The organism is Marinobacter sp. SS13-12 (assembly GCF_030227115.1).
Lineage (GTDB): Bacteria > Pseudomonadota > Gammaproteobacteria > Pseudomonadales > Oleiphilaceae > Marinobacter.
On the sequence record NZ_JASSUA010000001.1, the window covers coordinates 138,080 to 158,691 of the forward strand.

19 protein-coding genes are annotated in these 20,612 nt (G+C 58.9%); 10 read left to right on the forward strand and 9 right to left on the reverse strand.

Annotation, left to right across the window (positions count from 1 at the left end; all coding sequences use genetic code 11):
* Nucleotides 1-8: 8 nt before the first annotated feature.
* Complete coding sequence (locus QPL94_RS00705) at nucleotides 9-965, reverse strand: helix-turn-helix transcriptional regulator (protein WP_285354863.1); 957 nt, start codon at nucleotides 963-965, stop codon at nucleotides 9-11.
* Between the two features lie 152 nt (nucleotides 966-1,117).
* On the opposite strand from QPL94_RS00705, the gene QPL94_RS00710 reads away from it, so the two are divergent.
* A complete protein-coding gene (locus QPL94_RS00710) occupies nucleotides 1,118-1,753 on the forward strand; it encodes a glutathione S-transferase family protein (protein WP_285354864.1) in 636 nt (211 codons plus the stop codon).
* A gap of 35 nt (nucleotides 1,754-1,788) precedes the next feature.
* Nucleotides 1,789-2,295, forward strand: coding sequence for a gamma-glutamylcyclotransferase family protein (locus tag QPL94_RS00715; protein WP_285354865.1), 507 nt, complete (start codon nucleotides 1,789-1,791; stop codon nucleotides 2,293-2,295).
* A 4-nt stretch (nucleotides 2,296-2,299) separates the two neighbouring features.
* Here QPL94_RS00715 and QPL94_RS00720 read toward each other — a convergent pair whose 3' ends face one another.
* Nucleotides 2,300-3,583: an NAD(P)/FAD-dependent oxidoreductase gene (locus QPL94_RS00720; protein WP_285354866.1), complete on the reverse strand. Its 1,284-nt coding sequence runs from the start codon at nucleotides 3,581-3,583 to the stop codon at nucleotides 2,300-2,302.
* 280 nt (nucleotides 3,584-3,863) lie between these two features.
* On the opposite strand from QPL94_RS00720, the gene QPL94_RS00725 reads away from it, so the two are divergent.
* Complete coding sequence (locus QPL94_RS00725; RefSeq protein WP_285357808.1) at nucleotides 3,864-5,327, forward strand: aldehyde dehydrogenase; 1,464 nt, start codon at nucleotides 3,864-3,866, stop codon at nucleotides 5,325-5,327.
* Nucleotides 5,328-5,335: 8 nt separating this feature from the next.
* On the opposite strand, the gene QPL94_RS00730 is transcribed toward QPL94_RS00725, so the two are convergent.
* The gene (locus QPL94_RS00730) at nucleotides 5,336-6,700 is read right to left on the reverse strand and encodes a glutamine synthetase family protein (RefSeq protein WP_285354867.1); all 1,365 of its coding nucleotides are present in this window, start codon (nucleotides 6,698-6,700) and stop codon (nucleotides 5,336-5,338) included.
* A 194-nt stretch (nucleotides 6,701-6,894) separates the two neighbouring features.
* Between QPL94_RS00730 and QPL94_RS00735 the strand changes: the two genes are divergently transcribed.
* The 6 genes from QPL94_RS00735 (at nucleotide 6,895) to QPL94_RS00760 (ending at nucleotide 12,649) form a co-directional block, all read left to right on the forward strand.
* Complete coding sequence (locus tag QPL94_RS00735) at nucleotides 6,895-7,560, forward strand: c-type cytochrome (protein WP_285354869.1); 666 nt, start codon at nucleotides 6,895-6,897, stop codon at nucleotides 7,558-7,560.
* Nucleotides 7,557-8,567, forward strand: a complete 1,011-nt coding sequence (locus QPL94_RS00740) for a c-type cytochrome (protein WP_285354870.1) — start codon at nucleotides 7,557-7,559, stop codon at nucleotides 8,565-8,567. The genes QPL94_RS00735 and QPL94_RS00740 overlap by 4 nt, the downstream gene beginning before the upstream one ends.
* 114 nt (nucleotides 8,568-8,681) lie before the next feature.
* Nucleotides 8,682-9,788 carry a polyamine ABC transporter substrate-binding protein gene (locus QPL94_RS00745; RefSeq protein WP_285354871.1) on the forward strand — a complete coding sequence of 369 codons (1,107 nt, stop codon included), beginning with the start codon at nucleotides 8,682-8,684 and terminating at the stop codon, nucleotides 9,786-9,788.
* 21 nt (nucleotides 9,789-9,809) lie between these two features.
* A complete protein-coding gene (gene potA / locus QPL94_RS00750; protein WP_502881527.1) occupies nucleotides 9,810-10,901 on the forward strand; it encodes a polyamine ABC transporter ATP-binding protein in 1,092 nt (363 codons plus the stop codon).
* 34 nt (nucleotides 10,902-10,935) lie between these two features.
* On the forward strand, nucleotides 10,936-11,835 hold the full coding sequence (locus tag QPL94_RS00755; RefSeq protein WP_285357809.1) for an ABC transporter permease subunit: 900 nt from the start codon (nucleotides 10,936-10,938) through the stop codon (nucleotides 11,833-11,835).
* Nucleotides 11,828-12,649 (forward strand): ABC transporter permease subunit, encoded by an 822-nt coding sequence (locus QPL94_RS00760; RefSeq protein ID WP_285354873.1) that lies wholly within the window; start codon nucleotides 11,828-11,830, stop codon nucleotides 12,647-12,649. Before QPL94_RS00755 ends, QPL94_RS00760 begins: the two co-directional genes overlap by 8 nt.
* Nucleotides 12,650-12,708: 59 nt before the next feature.
* Here QPL94_RS00760 and QPL94_RS00765 read toward each other — a convergent pair whose 3' ends face one another.
* Entirely contained in the window at nucleotides 12,709-13,596 is an 888-nt protein-coding gene (locus QPL94_RS00765) for a class I SAM-dependent methyltransferase (protein ID WP_285354874.1), read from the reverse strand.
* 212 nt (nucleotides 13,597-13,808) lie between these two features.
* On the opposite strand from QPL94_RS00765, the gene QPL94_RS00770 reads away from it, so the two are divergent.
* Nucleotides 13,809-15,737, forward strand: a complete 1,929-nt coding sequence (locus QPL94_RS00770; protein WP_502881528.1) for a hypothetical protein — start codon at nucleotides 13,809-13,811, stop codon at nucleotides 15,735-15,737.
* Nucleotides 15,738-15,761: 24 nt separating this feature from the next.
* Here the strand turns inward: QPL94_RS00770 and QPL94_RS00775 are convergent, their stop codons facing one another.
* From QPL94_RS00775 to QPL94_RS00795, 5 genes are all read right to left on the reverse strand, one after another.
* Nucleotides 15,762-16,757, reverse strand: a complete 996-nt coding sequence (locus QPL94_RS00775) for a branched-chain amino acid ABC transporter permease (RefSeq protein WP_285354876.1) — start codon at nucleotides 16,755-16,757, stop codon at nucleotides 15,762-15,764.
* Nucleotides 16,758-16,759: 2 nt separating this feature from the next.
* Nucleotides 16,760-17,647, reverse strand: coding sequence for a branched-chain amino acid ABC transporter permease (locus tag QPL94_RS00780; protein WP_285354877.1), 888 nt, complete (start codon nucleotides 17,645-17,647; stop codon nucleotides 16,760-16,762).
* A gap of 114 nt (nucleotides 17,648-17,761) precedes the next feature.
* Nucleotides 17,762-18,976, reverse strand: a complete 1,215-nt coding sequence (locus tag QPL94_RS00785) for an ABC transporter substrate-binding protein (protein WP_285354878.1) — start codon at nucleotides 18,974-18,976, stop codon at nucleotides 17,762-17,764.
* A gap of 80 nt (nucleotides 18,977-19,056) precedes the next feature.
* Nucleotides 19,057-19,779: an ABC transporter ATP-binding protein gene (locus QPL94_RS00790; protein ID WP_137436856.1), complete on the reverse strand. Its 723-nt coding sequence runs from the start codon at nucleotides 19,777-19,779 to the stop codon at nucleotides 19,057-19,059.
* The gene (locus QPL94_RS00795) at nucleotides 19,776-20,552 is read right to left on the reverse strand and encodes an ABC transporter ATP-binding protein (RefSeq protein ID WP_285354879.1); all 777 of its coding nucleotides are present in this window, start codon (nucleotides 20,550-20,552) and stop codon (nucleotides 19,776-19,778) included. The genes QPL94_RS00790 and QPL94_RS00795 overlap by 4 nt, the downstream gene beginning before the upstream one ends.
* Nucleotides 20,553-20,612 lie beyond the last annotated feature (60 nt).

The following is a 20,612-nucleotide window of genomic DNA, read 5'->3' on the forward strand; positions in this document are numbered from 1 at the left end:
CCTGACAGTTAGTCACAACAGGCCAGCAACCGGGTAGCGTGCTCCCGCAAGGCATCCTTCAGGCCCTCTGGTTTCAGGATGGTAAACCGGAACGGGAGCTGCGCCAGCCACCAGGCGAACCACTCGAAGCTATCCGTTCGTGTGGTGAGTAGCAGCCCGTCATCACGCTGTTCGAATCCATCCGCACAGGATGAATGGAAATCAAACACGGTGGCGGCAGACTCACGGTCTGTGTGCAGCAACAGCGACACCTCATGGGTTCGGCCCCAGGACAGGAAGCTCTCGCTCAGGAATTCCGCCGCATCAAAATCCGACGGCCGCTGGAAGGTGTCAGGCACCAGGTGAACGCTGCTGATGCGGTCCAGCCGAAATGACCGCATGGCGTTCCTGAGGTGGCAAAAGCCGGTGAGATACCAGCGCCCCTGGCGGAACACCAGGCCATAGGGATCAACGCTGCGGTCGATGCCTCCGCGATCCGGGGAATGATAGGTAAATCCAACTCTACGCATTGCTTCTGTGGCAACCGACAGCGTTTGCAGCGCGCGGTCGTCCAGACTGGGCTCTCCCCGGGGCAGGATTACCCGGGTGGTATCGCTGACACCACGCACCCGCTTTTTCAGGTTAGCCGGCATCACCCGTTCCAGCTTCGCCTGCACACTGGCGATGGCCGGCGCCGCATCCGTCAGCCCTAGCTGCCGGGCTGCCAGCAACCCCAGGGACACTGCCAGGGTTTCTTCCTCGGTGAACATCATCGGTGGCAACTTGAAACCCGCCACCAACCGGTAACCGCCGTAACGCCCCTGCTCTGTCATTACCGGTATGCCCAGTTCTTCCAGCACCGTGATGTAGCGCCTGATCGTTCGCCGGTCCACACCGAGGCGTTCTGCCAGCTCCGCCCCGCCTATCTGGCCATGGGTCTGCAATAATTCCAACACGGTTAGCACACGGGTTGTAGGACCAGACATCGTCGCCTTCCTCCTGGCAGCATTTTCCGGTTATTTACACGAATAATTGTATTGTCTGATTTATTTAGGACCGATTCTCACCTAGTTACAAATTAATCTGATCCCGCAGTACCTCACACCACCTGGAACACTGACTGGAAAAGGAGATCAACATGTCAGAACTCACGTTTTATACCCACCCCATGTCCCGCGGGCGCGTTGTACGCTGGATGCTGGAAGAAGTCGGCATTCCCTACACCGTTGAGACCATGGAATTCGGCCCGGACATGAAAACCCCGGAATACCTGGCCATCAACCCCATGGGCAAGGTGCCCGCCATCAAGCACGGCAACACCGTGGTGACCGAAGTGGCGGCCATCTGCGCCTACCTGGCAGACCAGTTTCCGGACAGGAAGCTGGCGCCACCGCCGCAATCCCCTGAACGCGGCGCTTACTACCGCTGGCTGTTTTTCATGGCAGGCCCGTTTGAAATGGCAACGAGTGCACTGGCCTACGGCTGGAAAATCGATAGCGACAACGTACAGGCCGTCGGCTGTGGTCGCGTGGAAGATCCCATCAATACCCTGGAGAAAGTACTGGGCCAGACGCCCTATATCTGTGGCGATCAGTTCACCGCTGCGGATGTGCTGGTCAGCAGCTATCTCTGGTGGGAAACGATGCAGAAGAACATCCCGCCGAACGAGGTCTTCCAGGACTACATCAAGCGTACGGAAAGCAGACCGGCCGCCAGGCGTGCCAATGAACTGGACGATGCGCTGGCAGAAAAGATGAAACCTGAAACGGCGTGATACCCTGATCGGGTAAATTCAGACAAGGAGGCGCAATGCTCTGCTTCTGCTACGGCTCGAATATGTCACAACGACGGCTTCAGGCCCGGGTTCCATCGGCACGATTCGTAGCCGTGGCAGAGCTCCCCACTCATCGGCTGCGTTTCCACAAGGCGGCGATGGACGGCTCCGCCAAATGCGACGCAGAAGAGACCGGTGATCCGGAAGATCGGGTCATGGGCGTGGTGTACGAGATCGCCGACAATGAAAAGCCGGACCTGGACCGACATGAGGCGCTGGGGCGGGGATATGATGAAAAGCAGGTCAAGCTGACAACCGGGGAAGGTGCTCTTGGAGCCTGGATGTATTACGCCACCCGCATCAATGACTCGCTGAAACCCTTCCACTGGTATAAGGACCACGTCCTCATCGGTGCCCGGGAAAACGGCCTTCCGGCCGACTACATTGCGCAGATTGAAGCCGTGATATCCATCGACGATCCCAGGCCCGGTCGACATGAGCGGGAGTTGTCGATTTACGGTCAGCAGAAGAACGGCAACTGAGCAATTACACCCCCAACCGATCCCGCAACCCGTAATACCAGGCTCCCAATGCCGTTAACGGCACCCTGAATGCCCGCCCGCCCGGGAACGGGTAGTGCGGCAGGCTGGCGAAGGCGTCGAAGCATTCTGCCTGGCCCTGGACAGCCAGCGCCAGGGCTTTGCCCGCCACATGGGTGAAGGTAACGCCATGGCCAGAGCAGCCCTGGGAATAGAATACGTTGTCCTGTAGCCGGCCCATCTGTGGCAGGCGTGACAGGGTGAGCAGGAAGTTGCCGGTCCAGGCGTAGTCGATTTTTACTTGCGCCAGCTCCGGGAAGGTTTTCAGCATGTTGGGGCGGATCAGCCGCTCGATGTTGGCCGGGTCGCGGGCACCGTAGACGACGCCACCGCCGTAGATCAGGCGCTTGTCGCCGGAGAGGCGGAAGTAATCCAGCAGGTAGTTGCAGTCCTCCACGCAGTTGTCTTCGGGCAAAAGTCGTTTTGCGGTGGCCTCATCAAGAGGCTCGGTGGCGATGATCTGCGAGCCGCAGGGCATGGACTTGGCGCCCAGCTCCGGCACCAGTCCGCCCAGGTAGGCATTACCGGCCAGAACAACGAACTGTGCCTTCACCTCTCCTTCCCTGGTTTTCACCGTTGCCGGCTGGCCGGGAAGAATCTGTAAGACTTCGGAATGTTCGTGGATGACTCCGCCCCGGGATTCCAGTGCTGCTGCCTCGCCCAGCGCCAGGTTCAGCGGATGGATATGCCCGCCCGTGTGGTCAATGGCGCCACCGACGTAACGGTCGGTGCCGACACGGGCGCGGATAGCTTCCTGGTCCAGCAGTTCCAGTTTGTCATAGCCGAACCGTCGCCACAGCGCCTGCTGTGCTTCCAGATGTTTGAGCTGGCGCGGGTTCAGGGCCGCGAAAATGCCACCCTCTTTCAAGTCGCACCGGATACGGTAATCCCTCACCCGCTGCCGGATGATCTGGCTGCCTTCAAAAGCCATGTCCGCCAGCAGTCGCAGATGGTCTGGCCTGGTCTGGCGTTCGATACTGTCCAGATCCCGGCTGAAACTGTTTACGATCTGGCCGCCGTTGCGGCCGGAAGCACCCCAGCCCACCGTTGCCGCTTCCAGCACCACCACCCGGAAACCGGCCTCTGCCAGAAACAGCGCGGTGGATAAGCCGGTGTAACCGGCACCCACTACGCACACGTCCGCCTCGCATTGACCCTGCAATGCCGGGCGTCGGGGTGCCTTGTTCGCCGAGGCTGCGTAATAGGAAGGAACCGGGGGATACTGGGTCATAATGGGCGCCGTACAGGGTGACGAGCTGATCAGGGGTTGATCAGGGGGTAGAACAGAGAGCAATCCGGAGGCGGCCGGGAAAAGCGGACGCCGACACAAGTTTATGCCAGGACCCGACATTCGGGAAGACAGGTTCTTCTACCTATACCAGGGGCCGCGATTGTCCGCGAAAGTGCTGCTATGATTGACCAATTCCCTTGCCTGAGAGCCTGCCATGAGCCATCCCGAACGTTCCACCGCGCCCTCCACAACACCCGCTGACCAGGCCGGCTGGCAGGCCATGGCAGATCAACTCAGCATTGAAAGCCGAGCCTATGTGAATGGTGCTTTTCAATGGGCTGTTAACGGAGAGACCTTTTCCTGCATCAGCCCGGTGGACGGGCGTGAGCTGACCCGGGTTGCCAGTTGCGACCAGGCCGATGCCGACCTTGCTGTAACCGCCGCCAGGAAAGCTTTCGAAAGCGGCGACTGGAGCCAACTGGCACCCGCCAGACGCAAGTCCGTTCTCATTCGCTTCGCTGAACTGATCGAGGCCCATGGCGACGAACTGGCCCTGCTGGAAACCCTCGACATGGGCAAACCGGTCAGCCACGCCCGTGCCGTGGATGTACCGGCAACCGCCCGCGCTATTCGCTGGACTGCTGAAGCCATCGACAAGGTGTATGGCGAACTGGCTGCTACACCCCACGACCAGATTGGTATGATTTCCCGGGAGCCCATGGGTGTGGTGGCCGCCATCGTGCCCTGGAACTTCCCGATGATCATGGCGTCCTGGAAGATTGCCCCGGCCCTCGCCACAGGAAACTCGGTCATCCTCAAGCCTTCCGAGAAATCCCCACTCACGGCTATTCGCCTGGCTGCCCTGGCAGAGGAAGCCGGCATTCCCGCTGGCGTATTCAACGTGCTGCCCGGCTATGGCCACACTGCAGGCAAGGCCCTGGCCCTGCATATGGATGTGGACTGCCTGGTGTTCACGGGCTCCACCAACGTTGCCAAGCAACTGATGATCTACGCTGGTCAGTCCAACATGAAACGGGTGTGGCTGGAGGCCGGCGGCAAAAGCCCCAACATCGTCTTTGCGGATGCGCCGGATCTGAAAAAAGCCGCGGCAGAAGCGGCCACCGCCATTGCTTTTAACCAGGGCGAAGTGTGCACTGCCGGCAGCCGGTTGTTGGTGGAAGAAAGCATTCGTGCCGAGTTCATCGGCCTGATTCGCGAAGCCCTGAAAACCTGGCACCCCGGCCATCCCCTGGACCCGGCAACGACCTGTGGTGCCATTGTCGATCGGGCCCAGCTCGACCGCATCATTGAATACATCGGCATCGGCCAGTCCGAAGGCGCAACACTGGTGGAGGGCGGCAAGCGAGTGATGGAAGAAACGGGCGGCCTTTTTGTTCAGCCCACGGTGTTTGATGGGGTGAATAATAAGATGCGGATCGCCTCGGAGGAAATCTTCGGGCCGGTGTTGTCAGTGATCGGTTTCAAGACGGCTGAGGAAGCCATTACCATTGCCAACGATTCGATCTACGGTCTGGCGGCGGCGGTGTGGACCTCCAACATCAACACCGCCCACAAAGTGGCCAAGGCGCTCAGGGCAGGCAGCGTGTGGATCAATCATTACGACGGCGGGGACATGACCGCGCCCTTCGGTGGCTTCAAGCAGTCCGGCAACGGCCGCGACAAGTCCCTGCACGCCTTCGACAAGTACACCGAAATCAAGGCCACCTGGCTGGTGATTGAGTAGTCAAGGCTTTACACCGTGTGCAGATACCACAGGTATTCCAGGTCCGAGATGGTCATCTCGAACTCGTTCAGTTCGTGCTCCTTGCAGGCCACGAACACATCCAGGAACTGGCTGCCCAGGTACTCAGCCATCACCGCTGACTGGCCAAGCTCCCGCAACGCATCCCGCAGGTTGTTCACCAGGCTGGCCTCGTGCTGCTCATGGGCGTTGCCCACTGTCACCGGCGGCGGCTCGATCCTGTTGGTAATGCCATAGTGAATGCCCGCCAGCACCGCTGCCATCAGCAGGTATGGGTTGGCGTCCGCACCAGCGACGCGGTGCTCAATGCGCAGTGCTTCGGGATCTCCACCAGGCAGGCGTAACGATGCGGTACGGTTATCCACACCCCAGGTCGCCGCGCTGGGCACGTAATACTCCGGGCTGAACCGGCGATACGAGTTGATGTTGGGGCAGAACAGCGCCATGGCATCGTTCATGGTGGCCACCAGCCCGCCGATTGCCCACCGCAGAATATCGTTTGGTTGCTCCGCATCGCCGGCGAACACGTTGCGCCCTTCCCCATCCACCAGGCTCACATGCAGGTGCATGCCGCTGCCCGCCTGGCTGTGGTAAGGCTTCGCCATGAAGGTGGTGTCCATCTCGTGGTCGTAGGCCATGTTCTTGATCAGGCGCTTGAGCAGGGTGGCGTGATCGCAGGCTCGCACGGCATCGTCCACGTAATGCAGGTTCACCTCGAACTGGCCGGGGGCGGATTCCGCCACCAGTGCATCCGCCGGCAATTCCTGCTCATGGGCCGCATCCAGCACATCCGCCAGGAATTCCGCGTACTCGTCCAGATCATCTATGGAATAGGCCTGGGTACCTGCCGGACGCTTACCGGAAATGGGCGACTTGGGCGGCTGGGGGCGGCCGGCCAGGTTCTCCTGGTCGATCAGGTAGAACTCCAGTTCATAGGCGGCAACCGGGGTCAGCCCCAGCTCCTCGAAACGCCTGACGATGTTCTGCAGCACCACGCGAGGGTCCGCGAAGAACGGCGTTTCCCGATCCAGCTCGTACATGGTCAAAAGCAGCTGTGCAGTCGGCCGCTTCTGCCAGGGTTCCATGGTCAGGGTGGCGTCGATGGGCAGGCACACCCGGTCCGCCTCGCCAATGTCCAGGCCCAGGCCGGTTTCTTCGACGGTAGTGCCCTGGATGTTCAGGGCAAAGATCGAGGCCGGCATGGCCACACCCCGCTCAAACACTTTCGCAAGCGACGACGGGTCCACCCGCTTGCCGCGAACAATGCCATTCATATCCGGAATCAGCAGGTCAACAAACTGCAGCTCGGGATGCGCCTGAAGAAATGCGTTAGCACTCGCAAAACCAGAACCCATAAGGAAAGCCTTCCAGAACTCGAACAGGCCTGTGGCGAGGGGCCGGCACAGGGGGTTTCAAGGCTCCTTTATCCTGCTTTCCGGGGCATTTTGCAATATAGGGATAAACCACGCTCAATACCTCGCCCTATTTCCCGGCGCATACTATGCTCAATGCATTACCAACCGCCGGCGGTCAGGGAGGGACACCGACCATGAACTACATGCCAACCACCATTCTTGCTTTGGGCCTTTTGGCTCTTACCTCCTGGGCTCAGGCGGCCACCACGGGGGATGCCTCCCGTGGTGCCGAAGCTGCGGCCACCTGCACCGCTTGCCACCAGCCTGATGGCTCCGGCAAGAATAACGAACAGGGCGAATCCTGGCCTCGGCTGGCCGGCCTGAACGCCGAGTACATTGCCAAGCAGTTGCGTGACTACAAATCCGGTGAGCGCGAGAACGCCACCATGAAATCCTTTGCCAACATGCTGTCGGACCAGCAGATTCTGGATGTTGCCCGGTACTACAGTGAGATGACCCCCACGCACGGCCAGGAGAGCACAGATGCCAGCGAGGCGGTTCTCCAGCGGGGCCAGAAGCTGGCCGAAAGAGGTGACTGGTCGAAGTATATTGTTTCCTGCAAGAGTTGCCACGGCCCTGAGAACCAGGGCGCCGGCGCAGCATTTCCAGGCATTGCCGGGCAGCATGCCCGGTATATCGAGGCGCAACTGAAGGCCTGGCAGTCAGAGACCCGCAAGAACGACCCGCAGGACCTTATGGGCTCCATTGCCAGACGTCTGAACGACGAGGACATCCAGGCTGTCGCCGCCTGGCTTGCAGCCCAACCGCCCGTGCTTAATACAGAGGAGTCGCAGCCATGAAGTCACCATTTGCTTATGCCGTGCTGTCAGGTTCTCTTCTTTGTTCGACGGGGGTTGTTGCGAGCGACCACACAGAGGACTACATCAATACCCTGACCGAACTGGGTTTTCCAGCGCCGGAAGACAATGAACTGGTCCATATCCCGCCGACCCTGGAAGATCTTGAGCAATCCGACATGCACCCGGAGCTCAAGCGGGTGATTCGCCGGGGCCACGACCTGTTCACCAATACACAGCAGCTTCGCGGCGAGAACGTTTTCAATAATATGAACTGTTCCAACTGCCACCTTGGTGAAGGCCGTATGCCCTTCAGCGCCCCGGTCTGGCCGGCAGCGGTCACTTTGCCCGGCTACCGAGGCAAGAATGACCACGTCAATAACCTGGAGGAGCGTATTGCCGGCTGCTTTACGTACTCCATGAACGGCAGACCACCCGCGTATGGCAGCGACAATATGGTCGCCATAACGGCGTATCATCAGTGGCTCGCCAAGGGCGTGGAAATGTACCCGGAAAAACCGATCTATGGTCGCGGTTTCCCGGCACCGGAGCGCCCGGAGCAACTGAGTTACGCGAACGGTGAGCAGCTGTTCAATGACAAATGCGCCGCATGTCACGGGGAAGACGGCCAGGGCCTTCGCGTTGATGGGCAGACGGTGTTTCCTGCGCCCTGGGGTGACGGCTCCAATAACTGGGGTGCCGGCATCGTGCGATTGGTTACCGCAGCCGGTTTTATCAAGAACAACATGCCGTTGGGTCAACCGTTATCCCTGACGGACCAGGAAGCCTGGAATATCGCCTACTATATGAACAGCCAGGAGCGCCCTCAGGACCCCCGCTACACCGGCGATATAGAGGAAACCCTCGAGAAATACGGCCCGACCTTCCACAAGCATTCACTGTACGGCCAGACCCGGGAATCCGACGGCAAGGTGCTGGGTGACCATTCCAATACAGGCGATAAGGACTTCCTGCAGCCGGAATCGGTTCATCCACGAACGTTTGAATAAAATTATGTAGCGTACCTTGCGTTCTCGTGATAAATATCGCGCGAAAGACCTGCAAAATACTGCGTGCGTCCTGCACGCTTTGTATCCATCCCTTTTCTACGAGGGACACTACCGATGTTGAAGTTGTATAAGCCAGCGGCCCTTGCCGCCGCTATTGCTGTGTCATTGGGTGCGCCGTCTGCCTTCGCGGCAGAAGAAGTGCGTGTGTACAACTGGTCCGATTACATTGCCGAAGACACGCTGGAGAAGTTCACCGCGGAAACCGGCATCAAGGTGATCTACGACGTTTACGACAGTAACGAGATCCTGGAGGCGGCACTGCTTTCCGGCCGTTCCGGCTATGATCTGGTGGTGCCCTCCAACCATTATGTGGCCAAGCAGATTTCTGCCCAGGCGTTTGTGCCGCTGGACCAGGACAAGTTGCCGAACATGGCCAATCTGAACCCGGACCTGATGGACGACCTGGAAAAGGTCGATCCGGGCAGCCAATTCTCCCTGCCTTATCTGTGGGGTACTAATGGCTATGGCTACAACGAAGGCCGCATTCAGGAAATCCTGGGTGACGACGCGCCCACGGACTCCTGGGCCCTGGTGTTTGATCCCGAGGTGACCGGCAAACTGGCCGCCGGCGGCTGTGGCATTGCCATGCTGGATTCCGGTGAGGAAATGGTACGTGCAGCCATGGCCTACATTGGCCTGGACCCGAACAGCATCAACGCCGAGGACATCAAAAAAGGCGGCGAGGTGATCAGGGCCATCCGCCCGAACGTGACCTACTTCCACTCGTCCCGTTATATCGCCGACCTGGCAAACGGTGATCTGTGCGTCGCCGCCGGCTATTCCGGTGACATACTGCAGGCCGCTGCCCGCGCTGAAGAAGCCGGCAATGGTAACGTGATCCGTTACACCATCCCCAAGGAAGGTGCGGTGCTGTGGTTTGACATGATGACCATTCCGGCGGGCGCTCCCAACGTGGAAAACGCCCACAAGCTGATGGACTTCCTGATGCGCCCGGAAATCATCGCGGACGTGACCAATTACGTGTGGTACGCCAACCCGAACAAGCCGGCGAACGAGTTTGTTGATCCGGAGATCCTCAATGACACCAGCATCTACCCCACCGATGAGGTGATGAAGAAGCTGTACATCATGGAAGGTCGGCCTCAGAACATCCAACGCCTGATGACCCGCACCTGGACCAACGTGAAGTCTGGTCGTTAAGGGGTGGAAAACGATAACAACATCTCCGCGCAAGCGGAGGTGTTACTCAAAATTCAGGGCATTTCCAAAAGCTTTGATGGCACCCTGGCCGTGGACAACGTAAGCCTGGACATCCAGAAGGGAGAGATTTTCGCGCTGCTGGGTGGTTCCGGCTCCGGCAAGTCCACGTTGCTACGCATGCTGGCAGGTTTTGAGGCGCCCAACACCGGTCGCGTGGTGCTGGATGGCCAGGACATTACCGACCTTCCGCCGTACCTGCGCCCAACCAACATGATGTTCCAGTCTTACGCGCTGTTCCCCCACATGACGGTCGAGCAGAACATCGCCATGGGGCTGAAACAGGACAAACTGCCAAGGAGCGAGATTCGCGACCGGGTAGAGGCCATGTTGAAACTGGTCAAGATGGAGGCCTTTGCCAAGCGCAAACCGCAGCAGTTATCCGGCGGCCAGCAGCAGCGCGTGGCCCTGGCCCGTTCACTGGCCAAGCGCCCGAAACTGCTGTTACTGGACGAACCCATGGGCGCGCTGGACAAGAAACTGCGCACGGAAATGCAGCTGGAGCTGGTGGAAATCCTTGAACAGGTAGGCGCCACCTGCCTGATGGTTACCCACGATCAGGAAGAGGCCATGACCATGGCCAGCCGCATCGCCATCATGGCCCAGGGACGCATTGCCCAGGTGGGTTCGCCCATCGATATCTACGAAAGCCGGATGACGGCCGAGTTCATCGGCTCCGTTAATATCTTTGAGGCCAGCATCCGCGACGACGAAGCCCATAGCATCACGCTCATCAGTGAGGCGCTGGATGTCCCGGTATTCATCGACCGGGGTGTGACCACGCCTGCGGAATCCACCGACACGCTGATTGCCCTTCGTCCGGAAAAAATCTACCTCACGACCGACAAACCGGACGGCGATAACAACTGGAGCCGCGGCACCGTGGACAACATCGCGTACCTGGGAGACATCACTTCCTATTACGTGAAACTGGACAGCGGCAAGCGCGTTCAGGCCACCATGGCTAACGTGGAACGCCGGGGTGAGCGGCCAGCATGGGGCGATACGGTGTTTGTGTCCTGGGAAGCTTCCAGTCCAATGCTGTTGTGGAACTGATGCCATGGCCAACAAGCTGATGCCCAACCCTTTGATGGAGCGGCTACGTGCCGTTCTGTTTCATCGCCGGGTAGTGTTTGGCATTCCCTTTGTGTGGTTGCTGCTGTTCTTCCTGCTGCCATTCGCGCTGGTGCTGAAGATCAGCTTTTCCTCGGCGGTGATGGCCATCCCGCCTTACGAGCCGGTGTTCACCTTCGTGGACAACACCTTTTCGGTGGTGGTGAATTTCAGCAACTACCTGTTCCTGTTGTCCGACAGCCTGTACATCGCCGCCTACTGGGGCTCGGTCAAGATCGCCTTCATATCCACACTGGCTTGCCTGTTGATCGGCTATCCGATGGCCTATGCGATGGCCCGCGCCTCGGCCCGAATGCAGCTGGTCTTGCTGTTAATGGTGATGTTGCCGTCGTGGACCTCGTTCCTGATCCGGGTGTACGCGTGGATGGGTATACTCGGCAACCAGGGCCTGCTGAACAACCTGCTGACGGGGCTGGGGGTCATCGACAGCCCCCTGAAAATGCTGAATACCAACTTTGCGGTGGTCCTGGGCATTGCCTACGCCTATCTGCCGTTCATGGTGCTGCCGATATACACCAATCTGGTGAAGCTCGATGTGCGATTGCTTGAGGCCGCGTCGGACCTTGGCTGCCGCAGCCTGACCACCTTCTGGGCCATCACCCTGCCACTATCAAAAGCCGGCATTATCGCGGGCTCCATGTTGGTGTTCATTCCGGCGGTGGGTGAGTTCGTGATCCCGGAGCTGCTGGGTGGGCCGGATACATTGATGATCGGCAAAGTGCTGTGGGAGGAATTCTTCAATAACCGTGACTGGCCGGTGGCGTCGTCGCTCGCCATTGTGATGCTGGCGCTGCTGTTGATACCCATCATCCTGTTCCATCGCTTCCAGGCCAGGGAGATGGAAAAGCATGGTTAACGCCCGCTCCGTCAGTTTTTCCAAAGTCATGCTGATATTAGGGCTGCTGTTCCTGTACCTGCCGATGGTCGTGCTGATTGTCTACTCGTTCAATGCCTCCAGACTGGTGTCGGTGTGGGCGGGCTTTTCCACGCACTGGTATGGCGAACTGTTCCGCGACCAGCAGATTCTTTCGGCGGTGTGGATGAGCCTGAAGATTGCTTTCTACTCCGCCAGCATGGCGGTGTGCCTGGGCACCCTGTGTGCGTTCGTGATGACCCGCTTCAAGCGCATTCGCGGGCGCACCCTGTTGTCCAGCATGATCAGTGCACCGCTGGTAATGCCAGAGGTTATTACTGGACTGTCGCTGTTGCTACTGTTCGTACAGATGGCGCAAACCATCGGCTGGCCGGCAGACCGGGGCATGGCGACGATATGGATTGCCCACACCACCTTCTGCAGTGCCTATGTGGCTGTCGTGGTCAGTGCCCGCCTGCGTGAAGTGGACCGTTCCATTGAGGAAGCGGCCATGGATCTGGGCTGCACGCCCCTGAAGACATTCTTTGTGATCACCCTGCCGGTGATTGCCCCGGCGCTGGTGTCGGGCTGGCTGCTGGCGTTCACGCTGTCGCTGGATGACCTCGTAATTGCCAGTTTTGTGTCAGGGCCTGGGGCCACCACCCTGCCCATGGTGGTGTTCTCATCGGTGCGGATGGGGGTGTCGCCCAAGATCAACGCATTGGCCGCACTGATCATCCTGGCGGTGTCGTTGATCGCCTTTATTGCATGGTATCTGATGCTGCGGGCGGACCATAAACGACGACGGGAAGCCTGACCCCTTCTTCGGTTAACGGCACAGGAGCCCGGCCCAAACCGGCTCCTGCACCCGCAAATTCACGAGGCATTCGCTGGATTACGGGCTGTAATGCACCAGGAACTGGAAGGCATGACAATCTGCCCGGACTTATCCTGGTAGGGCGTCAGCGCCTCTCGCAGAGCGTCTTCAATTTCCGGGCGTTGTCGCTCCGCCAGTTCCCCGGCCTCGCGGAAAACCTCCCCTGCGGGCCCGATGGCCAGTTGGAAGTTAATGGCGTCCTGCAGCGAATCCCCCACAGTCACCGGTCCGTCAACCTGTTCGAAATTCACGTCCCGGAACCCGGCAATTTCAAGCTGCTGTGACACCACCTCGGTGTTGGCCATGGAGAATGGCCCCGGGCCACAGGAGCGGGCTCCCTCTCCGGGTTCCGGCAGGAAACGCAGGACCACCTCTTTCGCCATACCCAGCCAGGGGTTGTACTCGCTACTGCGCCATACAATGAACATCAACTCACCTCCCGACCTCAACGCCCGGCGGATGTTCTTCATAGCCCGTACCGGATTTTCGAAGAACATCATGCCAAACCGTGAAAAGCACAGGTCGAAATCCGGATCAAAGGGGTAACGCTCGACGTCTTCGGTAATAAACCGGATATTGTCCAGGCCGGCCTTGCGGGCATCCGCCCGGCCCCTGGTTAAAAACTGGTCCACGCAGTCCACGCCAAGCACATAGCCCTCGGGGCCGGTTTTGCGCGCCAACTGGATGGTGGTATCTCCCCAGCCACACCCTACATCCAGAATGCGGCTACCGGGCGTTATGGTCAGCCGTTCCAGTGGCACCCGGCTGTGGTAGCTGAGACCTTCCATCAGGATGTGGCGGAAGCGGTCAAACTTGTCCGCCAGGGTGTCGTTCCAGAACTGCACGTATTCGGTGGGTTCGGTCAGTTTGGTTGCAAGCTCGTTCATGGTGCCCTCCCATGTGGTGTGTGGTGGCGCAAGGACGCATGAACCGGCAGTCTTGTTCCCGGATTTTTGCAGCCGTTTGCAAAGATTCGGTAGCCAGCGGCTTCGTTTCTGGCCCCGGTGGAACTACACTGCCAATGTTGGCGCTCTCGCCTGTCCAGAAAAATGCGGAATAACACAACAGGAGCTGACTATTGAATATCGCCAAGGCCTCCATGCAATTTGATGCGGCCCTCGCGGATTTTGCCCGCGCCCGGCGCGTTTCTTCACAGGCGTCCAGCCTCAACCTGCTGGAGCGGGCACGACTGCTGATGACAATGCCGGACGGCTTTGATGTGCTGTACCGTCGGGTTGGTGCGTTGGAATCAGCAGGCATTTTCGGCACCAGCGACTGGTCTACACCGGCCATCCTCCAGCCCGCCCTGGCGAAGCATTCATTGCGCGAAGCAGGCGCTGTAACCACGGTTGTGGAGGCGATCAGCGAAATCCGCTTGCTGGCGGTGGTTCGTGGCGACTACTTTCACCGCGGCATTTCCTCGGAGCAGGCCCGGCACTTCCTCACCCAGGTCATGGCCCTGAACCTGGATCTGCTTTCCGGCACGCTCACCGAAGCTGACCGTGAGCGGCCGAAGGAGCTCGGCACCGTCGTACAGGGCCTTTACCAGTACCTGATTTCCCACCTTGGCTACGAAAGTCTGCTGGACAGCCTGGTAGCTGAAGTATGGCGGCTCCTGGAGCAGGGGCCGGTACAGGTGGACAGCATCTGCGACATGATCGGCCAGATCGCCAAATGCCTGTACGACCCGGACCTTGAGACCACCGGCACTGCGGCTGCCACCCGCCTGGTACGAGCCCTGTTCGCCCCCACTCCCGGCAGCAAGGAAGACCCCGGCCTGGATGTTTACCAACTACGCCTGGCCAAGATGGAGGACGAAGCGCTTTCGGTGGAGGCCAAGGAATTCGCCCGTAATATGCACGACACCGGGCTGGCATCGCCCTATCATGCCGTTTTTCTGCGGTTTCTTCGCACCAGTAATGAAGACGAATTGATCCCCAAAGCCCTGGGGCTGACCATGACTGGTCTGGATGACCTCTATTGTTACAGCCAGCTGGTTCATTCCCTGATCGACGAAGCCATCTACCCGGATACCTGCCAGGCGGTCTACGGCCTCACCATGATGCTGGAACGTGGTTCACTGTTTACCCCGGCGGTTGCCCAGGCGCTCTGGCGACAGATCAAGCTCAAACTCTCGGTGGAAACCGAACAGGCCCTGACAGAAGTGTTCGGCGATGCCGTACCTCCCCGGGTGTTCCTGCTGGCCGGTGTGCTGAACCTGCTTGGACAGCCACTGGGCGTGGGCCAGGGCAACAATCCCAGTTGCCAGTCGGCCATCGGGTTGTCCATGTGGGCGGCCAACGAGGCAGATTACCTGCTCCAGGTGCTGGCCTGGGCCGCCCGGGACAATGAAGTACTGGGTCGATTCGAGGGCTGGGAAGTGTCGTCCAGGAACCTGGAGCCGGGGCTGGTCAAGGAAGCACCGGTGGATGTAGACCCGGTTTCCCTGATTCTGATTCCCCACCTGGACCGCATCTACGGCGAGATGTGGCGCCGTTGTGAGGACCGGGACGATGACGCCCACCGCTGGATCAACCCGGAATTCTATGGCTGGTGGGTCAGCCATGGTTTCAAGGTAGTGGCGGACATCCATACCGGTGAAGTGAAGGACTATGACGACTTTGTTCGCCACTTTTATGCCGGCTACCACCCCTACTACAACGGTAACCTGCCGATCGTTCACCCCCAGCCAGCTGGAATTGCCGTAACCGACAGCGCCGCCCGCTTTGTCGGGCGCCACGCCATTACCATACAGCGGGTAGCCCTAAGCCCAACCAACGAGATGCGGGTGTACTTTTTTAACCCCAACAACGACAGCGGCCAGGACTGGGGCCAGGGCATTACCTGCGCAACACGGGGAAACGGTGAAATTCGCGGTGAGGCCTCCTTGCCCATCGCGGAATTCACCTCACGGCTGTATGCCTTCCACTACGACACCCTGGAGCTGGGTGATCTCGCTGCCATACCGGAGGAGGAAGTGGCCAGGGTTATGGAGCTGGGGTATGGCAGTTGGGCGGCTGAGGAGTAAAGGTCACCGGGGGCAGAGCCCCGGTCAACTCATATTCTTCCGCATAAAGTTCTGGATCTCCCCCACAATACCGGAGCGGAAAGCCATTACCGTCAATACGAAGATGGCGCCCAGAATGGGATCAACCCAGTCGCCCAGCGGCCCTTGGGAAAGCTGGTACTCCAGCGTCACCACGAAGCCAGCGCCCACCACCGGACCCAGGAGGGTGCCAGTGCCGCCCAACAGTGTCATGAGGATGACCTCGCCGGACATGTGCCAGTGGGCGTCGTTAAGGGATGCCAGCTGGAATACCACGGTTTTCACCGAACCGGCCAGGCCGGCAAGGCCGGCGGAAAGCACGAAGGCCAGCAGTTTGTAGCGGTCCACATTGTATCCCAGGGATACCGCCCTTGGTTCGTTCTGCTTGATCGCCTTGAGCACCTGGCCGAACGGCGAGCCAACGATGCGCTGAACCAGCAGGTAACCGGCCAGAAACACCGCCAGCACAAAGTAGTACATGGCGTTGTTGTCACTCAGGTCCACCATGCCGAACAGGTAGCCTCGGGGAACCCCGTGCATACCGTCCTCGCCACCGGTGAAGGGGGCCTGCACGAAGAAGAAATAGACCAGTTGCGCCAGGGCCAGGGTGATCATCGCGAAGTAGATGCCCTGTCGACGTATGGCCACAAGACCAAACCCCAGGCCAAGCAACAATGACGCCGCTGTGCCCACGACAATGCCCATTTCCGTGGTCAGCGCGGGGAAGCTCGATAGCAGGTAGCCGGTGGTGTAAGAGCCGGCCGCCAGGAACGCGGCGTGCCCGAAAGACAACAGGCCGGTATAACCAAGCAGAAGGTTCAATGCCACCGCGAACAGGGCGAAGCACAGGATTTTCATCAGGAACACCGGGTACAGGACCGCCGGTGCCAGCAGGAGCAGTACCAGCAACACCAGATTGAGGATCTGCTTCTTGCGTTGTTCTGATTTCTGTTGTTTGACAATACTTTGCTGAATATCAGTCTGGGTAGTTGTGGTCGCCATGATTACGCCTCCTTACCGAACAGGCCCGATGGCCGAATCAAAAGAACAACCACCATCACCAGGAAGATCACGGCTGCTGACCCTTCCGGGTAGAACACTTTGGTAAAGCCTTCCACAACCCCCATCATCAGGCCGGTGATCACGGCACCGGCAATGGAGCCCATGCCACCGATCACCACCACGGCGAACACCACGATGAGTATGTTGGAACCCATCACCGGGGATACCGAGTAGATGGGCGCCGCGAGGGCACCGGCAAAGGCGGCCAGCATAACGCCGAAGCCATAGGTCAGGCTGATCAGCAGTGGCACGTTGATGCCGAACCCCTGCATCAGTTGGGAATCTTCCGTGCCGGCCCGCAGGTAGGAGCCAAGCCGGGTTTTTTCAATCATGAACCAGGTACCGAAACACACCAGCAGGGCGGCCACGATCACCCAGGCACGATAGTAGGGAAGGAACATGAACCCGAGGTTCATGCCGCCCCTGAACACTTCCGGCATGGAGTAACGCAGGCCGGAAACGCCGTAAATATTGGTCAGCACACCCTGGAGAATAAGGGCAATACCGAAAGTCAGAAGCAGGCTGTAGATATGGTCCTGGCCGGCAATGCGCCGCAACAGGAAATACTCCAGCACGATACCAAAGCAGCCAACTATCACCGGTGCCAGGAACAGGGCAACCCAGTAGTTGACCCCGAAGGCATCAAACAGGAGCACTGTGCCCATGGCGCCGAGCATGTACATGGCGCCATGGGCAAAATTGATGATTTTCAGCAGGCCGAATATGACCGCCAGCCCCAGACTCAACAGGGCGTAGAAGGAACCATTGATAATCCCGAGCATTAACTGGCCAGACAGCACAGCCACGGGGACTCCCAGAATCTCGGTCATGTTACAAACTCCAAAAGCAGCGCAATGCTCAACTTACACAGGCGAATTGCGTGGCTGCAGGTCAGTGGCCGCCCCGCAGGAACTGCGTGCGGGACGGCCCAGTCGGTCAGTACATCAGTTTTGAGTGACGAGCTTGCACTTGCTCTCGGACAGCGGACGATAAGCCTCGTCCCCCGGAATGGTACGCACGATCTTGTAAAGGTCCCATTCGTTCTCGGATTCCTCAGGGGTCTTTACTTCCGCCAGGTACATGTCATGCACCATGCGGCCGTCCTCACGAATGACGCCATTCTTGGCAAACATGTCGTTGATGGGTGTATCCATCATCTGCTTGCGTACGGTCTGGGAATCGTCGGATCCGGTGGCCTTGACGGCGTTCAGATACTGGATGGTGCTGGAGTAGATACCTGCATGGACCATGGTCGGGCGAACGCCGGTTTCGTCCATGAAACGGTCAGACCATTCACGGGTTTCGTCGTTCATATCCCAGTACCAGCCGGTAGTCAGCTGGATACCCTGAGCACTCTGGGCGCCCAGTGCATGCACGTCAGTCAGGAACAGCAACAGGGCTGCAAGGGTCTGGCCGGATTGGGTCAGGCCGAATTCACCGGCGGTGGTGATGGCATTGGTGGTATCTGCACCGGCGTTAGCCAGGGCAACCACATCAGCACCGGATGACTGCGCCTGCAGGATAAAGGACGAGAAGTCGGATGTCGGGAACGGATGACGAACAGTCTGGATGACTTCGCCGCCGTTTTCTTCCACCACGCGGGTTACGTCACCTTCCAGGGCATGGCCGAAGGCGTAATCAGCGGTCAGGATAAACCAGGTTTTGCCACCTTCTTTCACCACAGCGCTGGCGGTACCGTTGGCCAGCGGATAGGTGTCATACACATAATGGATGTGGTTGGGGGTACAGTGCTCGTTGGTGATGCTGGAAGCAGCAGAGCCGGAAACGATACCCAGCTTGTTGTTTTCTTCCAGGATGTTGCTTACGGCGATAGTGACCGAGGATGCAACCAGGCCTGCCACCAGGTCCACGTCTTCGTTCTCAACCCAGCGGCGAACCGTGCTTGAAGACGAGTCCGGGCTGTTGCGGTCATCGGCACTGACAACCTCAATTTTTGCGCCGTTAACACTGCCACCAAAATCGGCAATGGCCATTTCAAGTGCTTTCAGGCCATTCGGGCCGGCCAGGTCACGGTAGGTACCGGACATATCGGCCAGGTAGCCGATCTTTACGGTGTTATCGGATATCTCAGCCTGGGCACCGCCCACAAGAAGGGCTGAGGCAACCGCTGAGGTCAGAAGCTTTTTGGTAATTGTCATTGTTGTTTCTCCGCTACTGTCTTTGCGTTGGTTTTCGGGATTCTTTCTTGTTGCTTTTGTTGCACTCTCGAACCCGGACATTAAACGCCCAGGTATCTATCCAGCATCGACTGCTTGCTCTCAAGCTCGTCGGCGCTGATCTCCTCCACAATCTGGCCGTGTTCCATCACGTAATGACGGTCCGCCAGGGGTGCGGCGAAATGAAAATTCTGTTCTACCAGGACAATCGTCAGACCCTTCTCCTTGAGATGAATCAGCACCTCGCCCAACTTCTCGACGATGACCGGGGCCAGGCCCTCGGTAATCTCATCAAGCAGCAGCATGTTGGCGCCGGTTCTCAGTATCCGGGCCATCGCCAGCATCTGCTGCTCTCCACCAGAGAGCTTGGAACCCTGGCTGGTGCGGCGCTCGTAAAGGTTCGGGAACATGGAGAAGATTTCTTCCAGCCCCATACCGCCGCTTCTTACTACCGGAGGGAGTGTCAGGTTCTCCATGACATTAAGCCCGGAAAAAATGCCCCGGTGTTCGGGGCAATACCCGACTCCCAACCTTGCTATGTGGTGAGGCGCACAGGACATGGTCTCCTCACCGTTGATCATGATGGAGCCGGTGCGCCGGCCCACCATATTCATGATGGCTTTCAGGGTTGTACTGCGGCCGGCACCGTTACGGCCCAGCAGGGTCACCAGCTCGCCACGCTTAACCTCCAGATCAATGCCATGGAGGATGTGGGACTCGCCATAAAACGCGTGAAGCCCGGAGATGCGTAGCTGTTCGTATTCTTTGTGGGGGGTCGGGCTCATTCCGCTGTCTCCTGCTTCTTGGTCGCGGTACCACCCATGTACACCTCACGGACCCGGGGATCGTCGGACACGTCCTGGTAATCGCCTTCGGTCAGCACCGAGCCCTGGGCCAGCACGGTGACCCGGTCACAGAGTTTGCTGACCACCCCCAGGTTGTGCTCTACCATCAGCACCGTGCGGCCCTGGGCGGCCTTGCGCACCAGTTCCACCACCTGCTCCACGTCTTCGCTACCCATGCCCTGGGTGGGCTCGTCCAGCAGCATCAGTTCCGGCTCCATGGCCAGCGTCGTCGCCAGCTCAAGCGCGCGCTTGCGGCCATAGGCCAGCTCTACGGTAGTGGTGTTGGCAAATTCGGTCAGGCCCACGCTGTCCAGCAGTTCCATGCAGCGGTCATTGAGTTTGTTCAGGGACTCGCCGGACTTCCAGAACCGGAAGGAGTGTCCTTCGAAGCTCTGCAGAGCCACACGAATGTTTTCCAGTGCGGTCATGTGGGGGAACACGGCGGAAATCTGGAAGGAACGCACCACACCCTCGCGGGCAATGGCAGCGGACTTCATGGACGTGATATCCATCCCCTTGAACAGGATCTTGCCGCGGGTAGGAATAAGGAACTTGGTGAGGAGATTGAATACGGTGGTCTTGCCCGCACCGTTGGGTCCGATAAGCGCATGGATGTGGCCACGCTGCACCTTCAGGTTGACGTCATTGACCGCAACAAAGCCCTTGAACTCTTTGACGAGGTTTTGGGTCTCCAGAACGAACGGGTCACTCATGAGCCATTCTACCTTTTGTTATTGTTGTGCATTTATACTAACTACAGAGTAGATTGACGT

Coding starts and splice junctions, on each gene's coding strand:
- QPL94_RS00775 (WP_285354876.1), bottom strand. CDS start 16,757: ATGGCGACCACAACTACCCAGACTGATATTCAGCAAAGTATTGTCAAA.
- QPL94_RS00705 (WP_285354863.1), bottom strand. CDS start 965: ATGTCTGGTCCTACAACCCGTGTGCTAACCGTGTTGGAATTATTGCAG.
- QPL94_RS00735 (WP_285354869.1), top strand. CDS start 6,895: ATGAACTACATGCCAACCACCATTCTTGCTTTGGGCCTTTTGGCTCTT.
- QPL94_RS00770 (WP_502881528.1), top strand. CDS start 13,809: ATGCAATTTGATGCGGCCCTCGCGGATTTTGCCCGCGCCCGGCGCGTT.
- QPL94_RS00760 (WP_285354873.1), top strand. CDS start 11,828: ATGGTTAACGCCCGCTCCGTCAGTTTTTCCAAAGTCATGCTGATATTA.
- QPL94_RS00745 (WP_285354871.1), top strand. CDS start 8,682: ATGTTGAAGTTGTATAAGCCAGCGGCCCTTGCCGCCGCTATTGCTGTG.
- QPL94_RS00740 (WP_285354870.1), top strand. CDS start 7,557: ATGAAGTCACCATTTGCTTATGCCGTGCTGTCAGGTTCTCTTCTTTGT.
- QPL94_RS00755 (WP_285357809.1), top strand. CDS start 10,936: ATGGAGCGGCTACGTGCCGTTCTGTTTCATCGCCGGGTAGTGTTTGGC.
- QPL94_RS00785 (WP_285354878.1), bottom strand. CDS start 18,976: ATGACAATTACCAAAAAGCTTCTGACCTCAGCGGTTGCCTCAGCCCTT.
- QPL94_RS00790 (WP_137436856.1), bottom strand. CDS start 19,779: ATGAGCCCGACCCCCCACAAAGAATACGAACAGCTACGCATCTCCGGG.
- QPL94_RS00715 (WP_285354865.1), top strand. CDS start 1,789: ATGCTCTGCTTCTGCTACGGCTCGAATATGTCACAACGACGGCTTCAG.
- QPL94_RS00730 (WP_285354867.1), bottom strand. CDS start 6,700: ATGGGTTCTGGTTTTGCGAGTGCTAACGCATTTCTTCAGGCGCATCCC.
- QPL94_RS00765 (WP_285354874.1), bottom strand. CDS start 13,596: ATGAACGAGCTTGCAACCAAACTGACCGAACCCACCGAATACGTGCAG.
- QPL94_RS00720 (WP_285354866.1), bottom strand. CDS start 3,583: ATGACCCAGTATCCCCCGGTTCCTTCCTATTACGCAGCCTCGGCGAAC.
- QPL94_RS00710 (WP_285354864.1), top strand. CDS start 1,118: ATGTCAGAACTCACGTTTTATACCCACCCCATGTCCCGCGGGCGCGTT.
- QPL94_RS00780 (WP_285354877.1), bottom strand. CDS start 17,647: ATGACCGAGATTCTGGGAGTCCCCGTGGCTGTGCTGTCTGGCCAGTTA.
- QPL94_RS00795 (WP_285354879.1), bottom strand. CDS start 20,552: ATGAGTGACCCGTTCGTTCTGGAGACCCAAAACCTCGTCAAAGAGTTC.
- QPL94_RS00725 (WP_285357808.1), top strand. CDS start 3,864: ATGGCAGATCAACTCAGCATTGAAAGCCGAGCCTATGTGAATGGTGCT.